Origin of the sequence: Chelatococcus sp. XZ-Ab1, assembly GCF_029309855.1 — a bacterium.
Lineage (GTDB): Bacteria > Pseudomonadota > Alphaproteobacteria > Rhizobiales > Beijerinckiaceae > Chelatococcus_A > Chelatococcus_A sambhunathii.
Window position 1 is genome coordinate 64,909 of sequence record NZ_JARKII010000007.1, and the last position, 15,893, is coordinate 80,801.

The 15,893-nt window shown below is 68.7% G+C and carries 11 protein-coding genes; 3 read left to right on the forward strand and 8 right to left on the reverse strand.

The features are described 5' to 3' along the window. Window positions 1-16: 16 nt before the first annotated feature. Together atpA and P2T65_RS11805 are read right to left on the reverse strand one after the other, a co-directional pair. Entirely contained in the window at window positions 17-1,546 is a 1,530-nt protein-coding gene (gene atpA, locus P2T65_RS11800; RefSeq protein ID WP_063188069.1) for a F0F1 ATP synthase subunit alpha, read from the reverse strand. Next, window positions 1,546-2,106, reverse strand: coding sequence for a F0F1 ATP synthase subunit delta (locus P2T65_RS11805; protein WP_055459849.1), 561 nt, complete (start codon window positions 2,104-2,106; stop codon window positions 1,546-1,548). The genes atpA and P2T65_RS11805 overlap by 1 nt, the downstream gene beginning before the upstream one ends. A gap of 304 nt (window positions 2,107-2,410) precedes the next feature. Here P2T65_RS11805 and P2T65_RS11810 point away from each other — a divergent pair, with 304 nt between their 5' ends. Next, window positions 2,411-3,328: a carbohydrate kinase family protein gene (locus P2T65_RS11810; RefSeq protein WP_276199839.1), complete on the forward strand. Its 918-nt coding sequence runs from the start codon at window positions 2,411-2,413 to the stop codon at window positions 3,326-3,328. Further along, window positions 3,325-4,245, forward strand: coding sequence for a pseudouridine-5'-phosphate glycosidase (locus P2T65_RS11815; protein ID WP_055459847.1), 921 nt, complete (start codon window positions 3,325-3,327; stop codon window positions 4,243-4,245). Before P2T65_RS11810 ends, P2T65_RS11815 begins: the two co-directional genes overlap by 4 nt. Window positions 4,246-4,265: 20 nt before the next feature. On the opposite strand, the gene P2T65_RS11820 is transcribed toward P2T65_RS11815, so the two are convergent. Further along, window positions 4,266-6,470 carry a primosomal protein N' gene (locus P2T65_RS11820; protein ID WP_082831651.1) on the reverse strand — a complete coding sequence of 735 codons (2,205 nt, stop codon included), beginning with the start codon at window positions 6,468-6,470 and terminating at the stop codon, window positions 4,266-4,268. Between the two features lie 70 nt (window positions 6,471-6,540). On the opposite strand from P2T65_RS11820, the gene P2T65_RS11825 reads away from it, so the two are divergent. Further along, window positions 6,541-7,473, forward strand: a complete 933-nt coding sequence (locus tag P2T65_RS11825; RefSeq protein ID WP_063188075.1) for a tyrosine recombinase XerC — start codon at window positions 6,541-6,543, stop codon at window positions 7,471-7,473. Window positions 7,474-7,769: 296 nt separating this feature from the next. Here the strand turns inward: P2T65_RS11825 and lpdA are convergent, their stop codons facing one another. From lpdA to sucC, 5 genes are all read right to left on the reverse strand, one after another. Continuing rightward, window positions 7,770-9,170 carry a dihydrolipoyl dehydrogenase gene (lpdA, locus tag P2T65_RS11830; protein WP_276199840.1) on the reverse strand — a complete coding sequence of 467 codons (1,401 nt, stop codon included), beginning with the start codon at window positions 9,168-9,170 and terminating at the stop codon, window positions 7,770-7,772. Between the two features lie 100 nt (window positions 9,171-9,270). Beyond that, window positions 9,271-10,497: a 2-oxoglutarate dehydrogenase complex dihydrolipoyllysine-residue succinyltransferase gene (gene odhB / locus P2T65_RS11835; RefSeq protein WP_055459844.1), complete on the reverse strand. Its 1,227-nt coding sequence runs from the start codon at window positions 10,495-10,497 to the stop codon at window positions 9,271-9,273. 72 nt (window positions 10,498-10,569) lie between these two features. Continuing rightward, window positions 10,570-13,530 carry a 2-oxoglutarate dehydrogenase E1 component gene (locus P2T65_RS11840; protein ID WP_055459843.1) on the reverse strand — a complete coding sequence of 987 codons (2,961 nt, stop codon included), beginning with the start codon at window positions 13,528-13,530 and terminating at the stop codon, window positions 10,570-10,572. Between the two features lie 203 nt (window positions 13,531-13,733). Beyond that, window positions 13,734-14,618 carry a succinate--CoA ligase subunit alpha gene (sucD, locus tag P2T65_RS11845; protein ID WP_055459842.1) on the reverse strand — a complete coding sequence of 295 codons (885 nt, stop codon included), beginning with the start codon at window positions 14,616-14,618 and terminating at the stop codon, window positions 13,734-13,736. A gap of 3 nt (window positions 14,619-14,621) precedes the next feature. Next, window positions 14,622-15,818 (reverse strand): ADP-forming succinate--CoA ligase subunit beta, encoded by a 1,197-nt coding sequence (gene sucC / locus P2T65_RS11850; protein WP_071923147.1) that lies wholly within the window; start codon window positions 15,816-15,818, stop codon window positions 14,622-14,624. Window positions 15,819-15,893: the final 75 nt, after the last annotated feature.

The window sequence follows — 15,893 nt, forward strand, 5'->3', positions numbered from 1 at the left end:
CTCACGCGGACGCCCCTCAGGCGAACGTCTTGGCGAAGGCCTCGACGACGTCCTTGAGCTTGGCGGCCGTCTCGTCGGACAGGTCCTTCGAGGAGCGGATCGCATCGAGGATGTCGGTGTGCTTGGCGCGCAGGACGCCGAGCAGCCCCTCCTCGAAATCGCGCACCCTGTTGACCGGCAGCGGATCGAGGTAGCCGTTGACGCCGGCGTAGATCACGCAGACCTGCTCTTCCATCTTCAGCGGCGAGAACTGCGGCTGCTTCAGGAGCTCGGTGAGGCGCGCGCCGCGGTTGAGCAGGCGCTGCGTCGTGGCGTCGAGGTCGGAGCCGAACTGCGCGAAGGCTGCCATCTCGCGGTACTGCGCAAGCTCGCCCTTGATCTTGCCGGCGACCTTCTTCATCGCCTTGGTCTGGGCGGAGGAGCCGACGCGCGACACCGAGAGGCCGACGTTCACGGCCGGGCGGATGCCCTGGTAGAACAGGTCGGTCTCGAGGAAGATCTGGCCGTCGGTGATCGAGATGACGTTGGTCGGGATGTAGGCCGACACGTCGTTCGCCTGCGTCTCGATGACCGGCAGGGCGGTGAGCGAACCGTTGCCGTTGTCGTCGTTCATCTTCGCTGCCCGCTCGAGCAGGCGCGAGTGCAGGTAGAACACGTCACCCGGATAGGCCTCGCGGCCCGGCGGGCGGCGCAGAAGCAGGGACATCTGGCGGTAGGCGACGGCCTGCTTGGACAGGTCGTCGTAGACGATCACGGCATGCATGCCGTTGTCGCGGAAGAACTCGCCCATGGCGCAGCCCGAGAACGGCGCCAGGAACTGCATCGGCGCCGGGTCGGAGGCGGTTGCGGCGATGATGATCGAGTATTCGAGCGCGCCGTTCTCTTCCAGCACCTTCACGAACTGGGCGACTGTGGAGCGCTTCTGGCCGACGGCGACATAGACGCAGTAGAGCTTCTGGCTCTCGTCGCCGGTCGCGTGCAGCGGCTTCTGGTTGAGGATGGTGTCAAGGGCGATCGCCGTCTTGCCGGTCTGGCGATCGCCGATGATCAGCTCGCGCTGGCCGCGGCCGATCGGGATGAGCGCATCGATCGACTTGAGGCCGGTGGCCATCGGCTCGTGAACGGACTTGCGTGGGATGATGCCCGGCGCCTTGACGTCCACGCGGCGACGCTCGTCGGCCTGGATCGGGCCCTTGCCGTCGATCGGGTTACCGAGCGCGTCGACGACGCGGCCGAGCAGGCCCTTGCCCACCGGCACGTCCACGATGGCGCCCGTGCGCTTCACCGTCTGGCCTTCGGCGATCTCGCGGTCGGAGCCGAAGACGACGACGCCGACATTGTCGGCCTCGAGGTTCAGGGCCATGCCGCGCACGCCCGACTCGAACTCGACCATCTCGCCGGCCTGCACATTGTCGAGACCGTAGCAACGGGCGATACCGTCACCGACCGACAGAACCTGGCCGACCTCGGTGACCTCGGCCTCGGAGCCGAAGTTCTTGATCTGCTCCTTGAGGATTGCGGAAATTTCCGCGGCGCGGATGTCCATCAGCCGACCTCTTTCATGGCGAAACGGATCGAATTCAGTTTGTAGCGAAGGCTCGCATCGACCATGCGGCTGCCCAGCTTGACGATGAGACCGCCGAGGATGGCGGGATCAATCTTGACGTCGAGGGCGATCTCGCCCCCGGCAACGGCCTTGACCGCCGCCTTGATCTCGTCGAGCGCCTTCTGCGAGGGCTCCTCGGCGAGGGTGACCTCGGCGTGCACGATGCCCTTCTCGCGGGCGACGAGCGCGCTGTAGGCACGCACCATGTCACGCACCGCGAAGAGGCGACGTTTCGACGCAACGAGGCGGATGAAGTTGGCGGCGAGCCCGCCGATGCCGGCCTTGGCGAGAACGGCGGCGACGCCCCGTTCCTGCTCCTCCGCGCTGAACGCGGGGCTCGTCACGAGGCGGGCAAGGTCGGGGCTTCCGGCCACGAGCGCATCGAAGCGCTTGAGGTCGCCCTCGACCGCTTCGAGGCTGCCGGCTTCCTTGGCCAGGTCGAACAGCGCCGAGGCGTAGCGCCCGGCAACTCCTGCTATAATAGTTCCGCCTTGAGCCACAGGGCTTCTCTCTTGCTCTCAAGAACCAACGGTCGTCACCGATTGCCTCGGCGGCGCCTGATCCTTCGCGCGGGGACACGGAAATGGCGAGGACAGACACGATCTGCCCGGAAGGCGCCGGTGCCCTAACATAAGGATCGGGCGCGTGCAACATCGCAGGCGCTCCTTGCGCCTTCGCGTTGCCACAAAGGCCAGTTCCCCACAACGCCGGCCGCCTTGCGCGAAGCGAGCCGACATTGGAAGAAGGGACGAATGAGGCTAGAGACGAGGGCATGACTCCGCCTTTGTCACCCCGAGGTGGGCCATGACAATGGGACCGTCCGTTCTCGTTGCCGGCGGCGCCAATCTCGACATCAAGTGCCGGGCCGACGGGCCGGTGGTGATGCGCACGTCCAATCCGGGCACGGCCACCGTCGCCTGCGGCGGGGTTGCCCGCAACGTTGCCGAGCACCTCGCCGGCCGCGGTGCCGCCGTGCGCCTCCTGACGGTCCTCGGCGAGGATGCCGCGGGCGAGCGCATCTGGCGCGAAACGCAGGCGGCGGGCGTCGACATGTCGCTCTGTCTCCGCGCGGCGCTGCCGACGGGCAGCTATACGGCGGTGCTCGACCATGAAGGGGAACTGGTGGTCGCCGTGGCAGCCATGCACATCCTCGATGCGCTCGACACGGCCGCCATCGCCGCGCGGGAGGAGGCGGTCCTGGAAGCCGCCTTCATCGTCGCCGACGCCAATCTCTCGCCACCGGCGCTCGCGCGGCTGGCCCGCCTTGCGGGCGCCCATGGCCGCCCCCTGGCGCTCGAGCCGGTCTCGGTCGCCAAGGCGGCGCGCCTCGCGCCGATCCTCGCCGCGGGCGTGCCCGTGGCTCTGATGACCCCGAACCGTGACGAGCTTGCCGCCCTCGCGGGGTTGCCGGTGGATGGCGAGGCGGCCCTTGCGGCAGCGACGCGCACGCTCCATAGGCGCGGCGTGCACCGCCTCGCCGTGGGCCTGGGCGCCCACGGCGTCTTCCTGTCGACGGCGGAGGGCGAAACCGCCCTTCTGCCGGCCCCTGCCGCCGGCCGGGCGCGCGATGTCACGGGCGCCGGCGATGCGGCGCTCGCCGGCACTGTCTTCGGCCTTCTCAGCGGATGGGACTTTACGACGGCGGCGTGCGAGGGGCAGAGAATGGCGGCGGCGGTCGTCACCGGGCGTGATGAGGCCGTGCAGGAGGAGTTTGCGCGATGACCGACGTCACCCCCCTTCTGTCGCCCGAGGTGGCCGATGCGCTCGCGGCCGGGCGGCCCGTGGTCGCCCTCGAATCCACCATCATCGCCCACGGCATGGCTTATCCCGCCAATCTGGAGACGGCGCGCCGGGTCGAGGCCATCGTGCGCGCCGGCGGCGCCGTGCCGGCGACCATCGCCGTCCTCGACCGGCGCATCCGCATCGGCCTCGACGACGCCGGCCTCGAGAGGCTCGCCACCGCCCGCGACGTCATGAAGGCGAGCACGCGCGAGGTGCCGCTCGCGCTCGCCACGGGGCGCGACGCCGCGACGACTGTCGCTTCCACCATGCGCCTCGCCGCGATGGCGGGCATCGCCGTCTTCGCCACCGGCGGCATCGGCGGCGTGCACCGCGGTGCGGCGACGAGCTTCGACATCTCCGCCGACCTGACGGAGCTCTCGCGCACACCGGTCGCTGTCGTCTCGGCCGGGGCGAAGGCCATCCTCGACCTCGCCCTGACGCTGGAGATGCTGGAGACGCTCGGCGTGCCGGTGGTCTCGGTCGGCACGGACATTTTCCCCGCCTTCTACTCGCGCGACAGCGGCCTCACCGCCCCGGCGCGGCTCGACACGGCGGGCGAGATCGCCGCCTTCGTCCGGGCGCATCGGGCGCTCGGCCTGACCTCGGGCGTGCTTGTCGCCAATCCCATTCCGGCAGAGCACGAGATCCCGGGCGCCGAGATCGCCCCCGTGATCGAATCGGCCTTGCTCGAGGCCGCCGCGCAGGGCATTACCGGCAAGGAGGTGACGCCCTTTCTCCTGCCACGCGTCGCCGAGGCTACCGCCGGTCGCAGCCTCAAGGCCAATATTGCACTTGTCGAGAACAACGCCGTGCTCGCCGCGCAGATCGCGGTGGCGCTCGCCGCGGAAGGCCGGTGAGAAGCCGGCGGAGATGGGCCTTACATGAAACTCATCGGGTCGACGTCCACCGTCACGCGGATGCGCTGCGGCGGCTTCGGCGTTCGCGCGATCCAGGCGCGCAGGTAGCCCTGCAGGTCGCTGTCGCGCGCTGCCCGCACCAGGAGGCGGAAGCGGTAGCGGCCTCGGATGAGGGCGAGCGGCGCCTCCGCCGGGCCGAGCACGTCGATGCCCTCCGGTGCTTCGGCCGAGCGGGCGAGGGCCCGGGCATGCGCCTCGGCCTCGCCGCGGTCGGGCGCCGAGACGATGATGGCAGCGAGGCGCCCGAAAGGCGGCAGGCCGGCAGCCTCGCGCACCGCCTCCTCCTCGGCGTAGAAGGCCGCGGCATCGCCCGACAGCAGCGCGCGCATCACCGGATGGTCGGGCTGGTAGGTCTGCAGCAGCGCTCGCCCCGGCCGGTCGCCGCGCCCGGCCCGTCCCGTCACCTGTTGCAGGAGCTGGAAGGTGCGCTCGGAGGCGCGCGGGTCGCCGCTCGCAAGGCCCACATCGGCATCGACCACGCCGACGAGTGTCAGTTGCGGGAAGTTGTGGCCCTTGGCGACCAACTGCGTGCCGATGATGATGTCGGCCTCGCCCGCGGCGATGGCCTCGAGCTCGCGGCGCAGGCGCTCGATCCCGCCGGGAAAGTCACTCGACAGCGTGATGACGCGCGCATCCGGGAAATGCTCCACGACCTCCTCGGCGAGCCGCTCGACGCCCGGTCCGCAGGCGGCGAGCGCATCGACGGTGCCGCATTCCGGGCAATTGTCCGGCCGCCGCTCCACGTGGCCGCAATGGTGGCAGACGAGGGCGCGGCGGAAGCGGTGTTCCACCAGCCAGGCCGAGCAGTTGGGGCACTGGAAGCGGTGGCCGCAGCTGCGGCAGAGCGTCAAGGGCGCATAGCCACGCCGGTTGAGGAAGAGCAGGCTCTGCTCGCCGGCCGCGCGCGTCTCGCGCATCGCGGCAAGGAGCGGCGGCGACAGCCAACGGCCGCGCTCGGGGGCCTTCTTGCGCATGTCGATGGCGCGCATCGTCGGCAAGGTGCGGCCGCCGAAACGCTCGGGCAGCACGAGGTGGCGATAGCGCCCGCGCGCCGCATTGACGCGCGTCTCGACCGATGGGGTGGCGGAAGCGAGGACGACGGGTGCCTTGTCGATGCGCGCCCGCACGATGGCCATGTCGCGCGCGTGGTAGAGCGCCCCTTCCTCCTGCTTGTAGGCCTGCTCGTGCTCCTCGTCGACGACGACGAGGCCGAGGTCGCTGAAGGGCAGGAAGAGGGCCGAACGGGCGCCGGCAACCACTTTCACCTCCCCCGAGGCGACGGCCCGGTGCAGGCGCTCGCGCCTGCGGCTGGAGATGCCCGAGTGCCACTCGGCCGGGGCCGTGCCGAAGCGGGCGGCGAAACGGCCGAGGAACTGTGCCGTGAGCGCGATCTCGGGCATCAGGATCAGCGCCTGCCGACCCTGCCGCAGGGCCTCGGCCACCGCCTCGAAATAGACCTCCGTCTTGCCCGAGCCGGTGACGCCCTCGACGAGCGTCACCGAGAAATTGCGCTCGGCGACGGCCGCGCGCAGGACCGCCGCGGCCCGCTCCTGATCCGGCGACAGCGCCGCCGGCGCATGCTCCGGATCCGGCAGGCCCGCCACCGGTTCCGGCGGCAGGGCGACCGCCTCGAGCGTGCCGGTATCGACGAGGCCGTTGATCACGGCAAGGCTCACGCCGGCGCGCTCGGCGAGGTCCCCCTTGGTGTAGACGAGCCCGCCCTCGGCCGCGGCGATGACTCGGAGACGGGCCGCGGTCAGGCGCTCGGGCGGCTCGCCGGCGAGGCGCACGCCGACGCGCACCTGTTCCGCCCGGTCCTCGCCCGGGATGCGCAGGGCGAGGCGCATGGCAAGCCCGAGCGGGGCGAGCGTGTACCAGGCGATCCAGTCGATGAGCCGGCGCAGGTCCTCCCCCATGGGCGGCACGTCCACCCGGCCGAGGACGCTCTTGAGGTTGGCGCCCGCGCCTTCGCGCAACGCCCAGACGACGCCAACCGTCTCACGCGGGCCGAGCGGCACGACAACGACATCGCCCTCCGCCAGCGCCGCGCCGGCGGGCACGGCGTAGGAATAGGCCTTGTCGAGCGCCACGGGCACGACGATGTCGGCGATGCGGCTTCCCGCCCGCCCCTCGTTCACTGCGCCGTTTTCGGAAGGCATGTCCATGCGCCCTGGCATAACACCGATTCGCCCGCCTGTTCACGCGCCGTTAGGGCAGCCGGTGGATGCTTCGTCCATGATCGACCTACCCGACGACACCTTCCGTGCCTGCAAGTCGTGGCTCGCCCATCTTGCCGGCGAGCGGCGCCTGTCGCCGAAGACGCTGGAAGCCTATGGCCGCGACGCGCGCCAGTTCTTCACCTTCCTCACCGATCATCTCGGCGGACCGCCGACGCTCGACGCCATCGCGCGGCTGAAGCCGATGGACCTGCGCGCCTTCCTCGCCGCCCGCCGCGCGGCCGGTGTCACCGGGCGCTCGCTGATGCGCCAGCTCGCGGCGCTGCGCTCCTTCGCCCGGCATCTGGAACGCGGCGGTCTTGGCACTGCATCGGCTTTCGTCGCCATGCGCGCGCCGAAGGTGTCGAAAGGCCTGCCCCGCCCGCTGACCGCCGAGGCCGCGCGCGCGGTGGCGGATGCCGACAGCCGTGCCGGCGAAGAGCGGGACGGTTGGATTCTCCAGCGCGACGCGGCCGTGATGACGCTGCTCTACGGCTGCGGCCTGCGCATCTCCGAGGCGCTCGGCCTCAAGGGGGCGGACGCCAAGGCGCTCGCGGCAGGCAGCATCATCGTCACCGGCAAGGGTGGCAAGATGCGCGAGGTGCCGGTGCTGCCGCAGGTGGCGCGGGCGGTGGCGGACTATGTCGCCGCCTGCCCCTACCAGCTCAAGGCGGACGGGCCGCTCTTCGTCGGCGCCCGCGGCGGCCCGCTGTCGCCGCGCATCATCCAGCTCGCCATGGAGCGCCTGCGCGGCGCCCTCGGCCTGCCGGCGAGCGCGACGCCGCACGCCCTGCGCCATTCCTTCGCCAGCCACCTGCTCGGCCGCGGTGGCGACCTGCGCGCCATCCAGGAACTGCTCGGCCACGCCTCGCTGTCGACGACGCAGATCTACACCAAGGTCGACGCCACCCGGCTGCTCGCCGCCTACGACGCGGCGCACCCGCGGGCATGAGGCTTTGCAACCGTGAGGCCCGGCAAGGAGAGGGCCTGGAGTGACGCTCCGGGTCCCCTTGTCGCTCGGCGCCATGCGCTTCGGCGCAGTTCTGCTGGCCTGTTGAGGCGTCGCCTCCCACCGTCATGCCCGCGCTCGTCGCGGGCATCCACGCCTTGTCACGATGTGCAACATCTGGGCGATGGCCGGGACAGCCCGGCCACGACGGATGGTGCGCCGATCGGCCCCGCTTCCATCCCTGAACAGCGGACGGTCGGGCCGGCCCTGGCGGCCGCCGTCTCGACCGGGCGCCGCGCTCACATGTGGATGGCGCGCTTCTCCACGGCCATCGCCGCCTCCTTCACCGCTTCCGAGCGGGTGGGGTGGGCGTGGCAGGTGCGGGCGAGATCCTCGGACGAGCCGCCGAACTCCATCAGCACGGCCGCCTCGTGGATCATCTCGCCAGCCTCGGCACCGATGACGTGCACGCCGAGCACCTTGTCGGTGGTCGCGTCGGCGAGCACCTTCACGAAGCCGTCGGTCTCCTGGTTCACCTTGGCGCGGCCGTTGGCGGTGAAGGGAAACTTGCCGACTGAATAGGCGATGCCGGCCTCCTTCAGCTCCTCCTCCGTCTTGCCGACGGCGGCGACCTCCGGGAATGTGTAGACCACGCCCGGGATGACGTCGTAGTTCACGTGACCCGCCTTGCCGGCGATGATCTCGGCCACCGCGACACCCTCATCTTCGGCCTTGTGGGCGAGCATGGGACCGGCGATGACGTCGCCGATAGCGTAGATGCCCGGCACCTTGGTCTGAAAATGGGCATCGACCACGATGCGGCCGCGCTTGTCGGTCTCGATGCCCACGTCGTCGAGCCCCAGGCCCTTGGTGTAGGGCACGCGGCCGATGGCGACGAGCACGATGTCGGCCTCGATCACATCGGCCGCGCCGCCGGCTGCGGGCTCGACGGTGACCTTGGCCCCATCGGCGCCGGTCTCGACCTTTGTCACCTTGCTGCCGAGCTTGAAAGCAAAGCCCTGCTTGGCCAGCATGCGCTGGAAGTTCTTGGCCACCTCTCCGTCCATGCCGGGCAGGATGCGGTCCAGGAATTCGACCACGGTGACTTCGGCGCCGAGGCGCCGCCATACCGAGCCGAGCTCGAGGCCGATGACGCCGGCACCGACGACGACGAGCTTGCCCGGCACCTTGGAAAGCTCCAGCGCGCCCGTGGACGAGACGACGACCTTCTCGTCGATGGTCACGCCCGGCAGCTGCGCGACGTCCGAGCCGGTGGCGATGACGATGTTCTTCGTCTCCAGCGTCTGGACCGTGCCGTCCTCGGCCTTCACCTCCACCTTGCCGGGGGCGAGGATGCGGCCCGTGCCGTTGAAGGCGTCGATCTTGTTCTTCTTCAGCAGGAACTCGACGCCCTTGGTGTTGCCGTCGATGCCCTCCTGCTTGAAGGCGAGCATCTGCTTGAGGTCGAGCTTCGGCGCGGCGACGGAGATGCCCATCCCGGCGAAGGCGTGCCCCGCTTCCTCGAAGCGGTGCGAGGCGTGCAGCAGCGCCTTGGAGGGGATGCAGCCGACGTTGAGGCAGGTGCCGCCGTGCGTCTTGCGCTTCTCCACCACGGCAACCTTCTGGCCGAGCTGGGCGGCGCGGATGGCACAGACATAGCCGCCGGGGCCGGTGCCGATGACGATTGTGTCGTAGGACATGGGGCGGGCTCCGTGTGAGACGTCATGGCCGGGTCGCCCCGGCCACGGATGCGTCCCGGTCGAGCGGGAGAGGATCCGGCGGAATGCCGGTCGGGCGTGATCAGAGGTCGAGCACGAGGCGCGCCGGGTCCTCGAGGTTCTCCTTCACGCGCACCAGGAAGGTGACGGCTTCCTTGCCGTCGATAATGCGGTGGTCATAGGAGAGCGCGAGATACATCATCGGGCGGATGACGACCTGGCCGTTGCGGGCGACCGGGCGCTCCTCGATGCGGTGCATGCCGAGGATGGCCGACTGCGGCGCATTGAGGATCGGCGTCGAGAGCAGCGAGCCGTAGACGCCGCCGTTGGAGATGGTGAAGGTGCCACCCTGCATCTCCTCGATCTTCAGCTGGCCGTCGCGGGCGCGCTTGCCGAAGTCACCGATCGTCTTCTCGATGCCGGCGACCGAGAGCTGATCGGCATCGCGCACCACCGGCACGACGAGGCCCTTGTCGGTGCCGACGGCGACGCCGACGTGATAGTAGTTCTTGTAGATGATGTCGCTGCCGTCGATCTCGGCGTTGACGGCCGGCAGCTCCTTCAGCGCCTGCACGCAGGCCTTCACGAAGAAGCCCATGAAGCCGAGCTTGACCCCATGCTTCTTCTCGAAGGCATCCTTGTACTGGCTGCGCAGTGCCATCACGCCCGACATGTCGACGTCGTTGAACGTCGTCAGCATGGCGGCGGTCTGCTGAGCGTCCTTGAGGCGGCGGGCGATGGTCTGGCGCAGCTTGGTCATGCGCACGCGCTCCTCGCGCGAGGCATCGTCCGGCGCCGAGGGGGCGCGGACCTGCACCGGGGCGGACGGCGCCGGCGAGGCGGAGACGCCCGAGGCGACGGCGGCCAGCATGTCACCCTTGGTCACGCGCCCGTCCTTGCCGGTACCGCCGACGGTGGCCGGGGAGACGCCCGTCTCCTCGGCGATGCGGCGCACCGCCGGACCATGGTCGTCGGCGGCGCCGGGCGCCGCGGCCTTTGAGGCTTCCGCCTTGGGCGCCTCTTCCTTCTTCTCCGCAGGCTTCTCGGCCGTCTTGGCGACCGCGCCGCCCGCACCCTCGGTGATGGAGCCGAGGAGAGCGCCGACCTCCACCGTGTCGCCCTCGTTCACCGTCACTTCGGCGAGGACGCCGGCGGAGGGTGCATTGACCTCGAGCGTGACCTTGTCGGTCTCGAGCTCGACGAGCGGCTCGTCGGCCTTCACGGCCTCGCCGGGCTTCTTGAACCAGCGGCCGATGGTGGCCTCGGTGACGGATTCGCCCAGGGTGGGCACGCGGATTTCGGTCGCCATGATCTTCGTTTCGTCTCTAGGCCACGCGGCCGGGTTGAAAGGGCAGGGGGCGGCCTTGCCGCCGCCCCGGCGTTACGCGGCGAAAGCCTCGTCGAGGAAGGCCTGCAGCTGGGCGAGGTGCTTCGACATCAGGCCCGTGGCGGTGGCGGCGGAGGCCGCCCGGCCGACGTAGCGCGGACGCTTCACCTTGGAGCCGGCATGGTCGAGCACCCACTCGAGATAGGGCTCGACGAAGGTCCAGGCGCCCATGTTCTTGGGTTCCTCCTGGCACCAGATCACCTCGGCGCGCGGGAAGCGTTGCAGCTCGGTGGCCAGCGATTTGGCCGGGAAGGGGTAGAGCTGTTCGGTGCGGAGCAGATAGACGTCGTCGATGCCCCGCTTCTCCCGCTCCTCGTAGAGGTCGTAATAGACCTTGCCCGAGCACAGAACGACGCGACGGATCTTGTCGTCCTTGACAAGCTTGATCGCCTCGCCCGGGAGCCGCTCGGCATCGTCCTTGAGGATGCGGTGGAAGGTCGTGCCCTCGCCGAGCTCGGCAAGGCTCGACACGCAGCGCTTGTGGCGCAGCAGCGACTTTGGTGTCATCAGAATGAGCGGTTTGCGGAAGTCCCGCTTCAGTTGCCGGCGCAGGATGTGGAAGTAGTTTGCCGGCGTCGTGCAGTTGGCGACCTGCATGTTGTCTTCGGCGCACATCTGCAGGTAGCGCTCGAGACGGGCGGAGGAGTGTTCCGGCCCCTGGCCCTCGTAGCCGTGCGGCAGCAGCAGGACGAGACCGGACATGCGCAGCCACTTGCGCTCGCCCGAGGAGATGAACTGGTCCACGACGACCTGCGCGCCATTGGCGAAGTCGCCGAACTGCGCCTCCCACAGCGTCAACGCGTTGGGCTCGGACAGGGTGTAGCCGTATTCGAAGCCGAGTACCGCCTCTTCCGAGAGCATCGAGTTGATGACCTCGTAGCGCGCCTGTCCCTCGCGAATGTTGTTGAGGGGTGTGTAGCGATCTTCGTTCTCCTGGTCGACCAGGACGGAATGGCGCTGACTGAAGGTGCCGCGCTCGCTGTCCTGGCCGGACAGGCGCACGGGGTGCCCCTCGAGCACGAGCGAGCCGAAGGCGAGCGCCTCGGCGGTCGCCCAGTCAATACCCTCTCCGGTCTCAACCATCTTGCGACGGTTGTCGAGAAAGCGCTTGATCGTGCGGTGCACGTTGAAGCCTTCCGGTACGTCGCAGATGCGTTCGCCGATCGTCTTCAGCGTGTCGACCGAGACGCCCGAGGCGCCGCGGCGCGGATCGTCGGCGTCCTCGCGCACGGCCTTGAGGCCGGACCAGCGCCCGTCGAGCCAGTCGGCCTTGTTGGGCTTGTATGATTGGGCCGCCTCGAACTCCATGTCGAGCTTGGCACGCCACTGCTCGCGCGCCTCGTCGACCTCGGCCTGGGTGACGACCTTCTCGTCGACGAGCTTCTTCGCGTAGATCTCCAGCGTCGAGGGATGCTGGCGGATCTTCTTGTACATCAGCGGCTGGGTGAAAGCCGGCTCGTCGCCCTCGTTGTGACCGAAGCGACGGTAGCAGAACATGTCGATGACGACCGGCTTGTGGAACTTCTGCCGGAACTCCGTCGCGATCTTGGCAGCGAAGGTCACGGCCTCCGGATCGTCGCCGTTGACGTGGAAGACCGGCGCCTCAACCATCTTCGCTACGTCGGACGGATAGGGCGAGGAGCGCGAGTAGCGCGGGTTGGTCGTGAAGCCGATCTGGTTGTTGATGATGAAGTGCAGCGAGCCGCCGGTGCGGTGGCCCTTGAGGCCCGAGAGGCCGAGGCACTCGGCCACGACGCCCTGGCCGGCGAAGGCCGCATCGCCGTGGATGAGGAGCGGCAGCACCTTGGAGCGCTCGATGGTGTCGCCGAGCTGGTCCTGCTTGGCACGCACCTTGCCGAGCACGACGGGATCGACGATCTCGAGGTGCGAGGGGTTGGCGGTCAGCGACAGGTGCACCTTGTTGCCGTCGAACTCGCGGTCGGCCGAGGCGCCGAGGTGGTACTTCACGTCACCCGAGCCTTCCACGTCGTCCGGGGCGAAGGAGCCGCCCTTGAACTCGTGGAAGATGGCGCGGTGCGGCTTGCCCATCACCTGGGCGAGTACGTTGAGGCGGCCGCGGTGGGCCATGCCGAAGACGATGTCCTCGACGCCGAGCGCGCCGCCCCGCTTGATGATCTGCTCCAGCGCCGGGATGATCGCCTCGCCGCCGTCGAGGCCGAAGCGCTTGGTACCGGTATACTTGATGTCGAGGAACTTCTCGAAGCCCTCGGCCTCGATGAGCTTGTTGAGGATCGCCCGCTTGCCGCGGTCGGTGAAAGCGATCTCCTTGTCCGGTCCCTCGATGCGTTCCTGGATCCACGCCTTCTCGGTCGGGTCCGAGATGTGCATGAACTCGACGCCGAGCGTCTGGCAATAGGTGCGGCGCAGGATCGAGAGCATCTGATTGATGGTCGCGAACTCGAGGCCGAGCACATTGTCGATGAAGATCGGCCGGTCGTAGTCGGCTTCCGTGAAGCCGTAGGTCGCCGGATGCAGCTCCTCGTGATCCTTGCGGGGCTCGATGGCGAGCGGGTCAAGGTCGGCATGCAGATGGCCGCGCATGCGGTAGGCACGGATCATCATGAGGGCGCGCACGGAATCGCGCGTCGCCTGCAGCACCTGCGCCTCGGACAGTTCGACGCCCGACTTCTGCGCCTTCGCCTTGATCTTGTCGCCGACGGCCTTGTCGACCGGCGCCCAGTTGCCGTCGAGCGCCGAGACAAGCTCACCGTTGAGCGGCACGGGCCAGTGCGGCTTCTTCCAGGAGGCGCCCCGCGCATTCTTCGTGATCAGCGCGGCCTCGTCCTTGAGGCCTGCGAAGAACGTTTGCCACTCGGCATCGACCGAGGTCGGGTTCTGCTGGTAGCGGGCGTACAGCTCCTCGATGTAGGCGGCATTGCCGCCGTAGAGGAACGAGGTTTGGGCGAAGAGATCGTTGGCGTCCTGGCGTGCCATTGGTCCTGGTCCTGCCGGAACCTTCGAGGAGGATCCTCGACGGATGTCAGGGCCGGTTGCCCGGCCCCGGATCCGCAGCCTCCGGTTGGGCTGCGGATGGTGGAAGGACCGCCCAAGAGCGGTCCGAGAATGGCGAAATCAAGTCGAACCTTATGAAGGATGCGTGAGCAAAAGGTTGCCGTCGCCCACGCATCGCCGCTTCGTCAGCCCTTGAGGACTTCGACGAGGGTTTTGCCCAGCCGCGCCGGGGAGGGCGACACGCGGATGCCTGCCGCCTCCATGGCTGCGATCTTGTCTTCGGCGCCGCCCTTGCCGCCGGAGATGATGGCGCCGGCATGGCCCATGCGGCGGCCGGGCGGGGCAGTGCGGCCCGCGATGAAACCGACCATCGGCTTCTTGCGGCCCTTCTTCGCCTCCGCCTTGAGGAACTCGGCGGCCTCCTCCTCGGCCGAGCCGCCAATCTCGCCGATCATGATGATCGACTCGGTCTTGGGGTCGGAGAGGAACAGGTCGAGCACCTCGATGAACTCGGTGCCCTTCACCGGGTCGCCGCCGATGCCCACGGCCGAGGTCTGGCCGAGGCCTTCCTGGGTCGTCTGGAACACGGCCTCGTAGGTCAGCGTGCCCGAACGCGAGACGATGCCGACGTTGCCGGGGCGGAAGATGTTACCCGGCATGATGCCGATCTTCGATTCGCCCGCTGTCACGACGCCCGGGCAATTCGGACCGATGAGGCGCGACTTGGAGCCCGAGAGGGCGCGCTTGACCTTCACCATGTCGAGCACCGGGATGCCCTCGGTGATGCAGACGATGAGCGGGATCTCGGCCGCGATCGCTTCGCAGATCGCGTCCGCCGCACCCGCCGGCGGCACGTAGATGACGGAAGCGTCGGCGCCGGTCTTCTCGCGCGCCTCGGCCACCGTGTCGAACACGGGCAGGCCGAGATGCGTCGAGCCGCCTTTGCCCGGCGAGGTGCCGCCGACCATCTTGGTGCCGTAGGCGATAGCCTGCTCGGAGTGGAAGGTGCCGTTCTTGCCGGTGAAGCCCTGGCAGATGACCTTGGTGTTCTTGTCGATGAGGATGGACATCGGTCAGGCTCCCTTCACGGCCTTGACGATCTTCTGCGCCGCGTCGTCGAGGTCGTCGGCGGAAATGACGTTGAGGCCGGATTCGTTCAGGATCTTCTTGCCAAGCTCGACATTGGTGCCCTCCAGGCGCACGACGAGCGGCACCTTGAGGCCGACCTCCTTCACCGCGGCGATCACGCCCTCGGCGATGACGTCGCACTTCATGATGCCGCCGAAGATGTTGACGAGGATGCCCTTCACGTTCGGATCGGCGGTGATGATCTTGAAGGCCGCGGTGACCTTCTCCTTCGAGGCGCCGCCACCGACATCGAGGAAGTTCGCCGGCTCCTCGCCGTAGAGCTTGATGATGTCCATCGTCGCCATGGCGAGGCCGGCGCCGTTGACCATGCAGCCGATAGTGCCGTCGAGGGCGATGTAGGCGAGGTCGTGCTTGGACGCCTCGATCTCCTTCTCGTCCTCCTCGGTCACGTCGCGCAGGGCGACGACGTCCGGGTGCCGGTAGAGAGCGTTGGAATCGAAGGACACCTTGGCGTCGAGGCACTTCAGCTCACCGCCCTTGGTGACGATCAGCGGGTTGATCTCGAGCATCGCCATGTCCTTGGCGACGAAGGCGGCATAGAGCTTGGCGACGAGGCTCTCGGCCTGTTTGGCGAGGTCGCCGGAAAGGCCGAGCGCCCTGGCGACCGTGCGGCCGTGGTGCGGCATCACGCCGGTCGCAGGGTCGATCGAGAAGGTGTGGATCTTCTCGGGGGTGCTGTGTGCCACCTCCTCGATGTCCATGCCGCCTTCCGTCGAGACGACGAAGGCGACGCGGCTCGTGGCGCGGTCGACGAGGGCTGAGAGGTAGAACTCGCGCTCGATGTCCGAGCCGTCCTCGATGTAGATGCGGTTGACCTGTTTGCCGGCGGGGCCGGTCTGAACAGTCACGAGCGTGTTGCCGAGCATCTGGCCGACGAAGGTCTTCACCTCCTCGACGGACTTGGCGAGGCGGACGCCGCCCTTCTCGCCCGCCTCGGGCTCCTTGAACTTGCCCTTGCCGCGTCCCCCGGCGTGGATCTGGCTCTTGACGACCCACAGCGGCCCGCCGAGCTCTTTCGCCGCGGCTTCCGCCTCGTCGACGGAGAACACGGCCTTGCCGGCCGAGACCGGGGCGCCGAATTCCTTCAGGACGGCCTTGGCCTGGTACTCGTGAATGTTCATGAGGGTGTCCCTTCTTGGCGGGGCAGTCGGCAATCGCCGTCGGCAGCGGGCAGTCGTCGCGTCTCCATCGCCGGC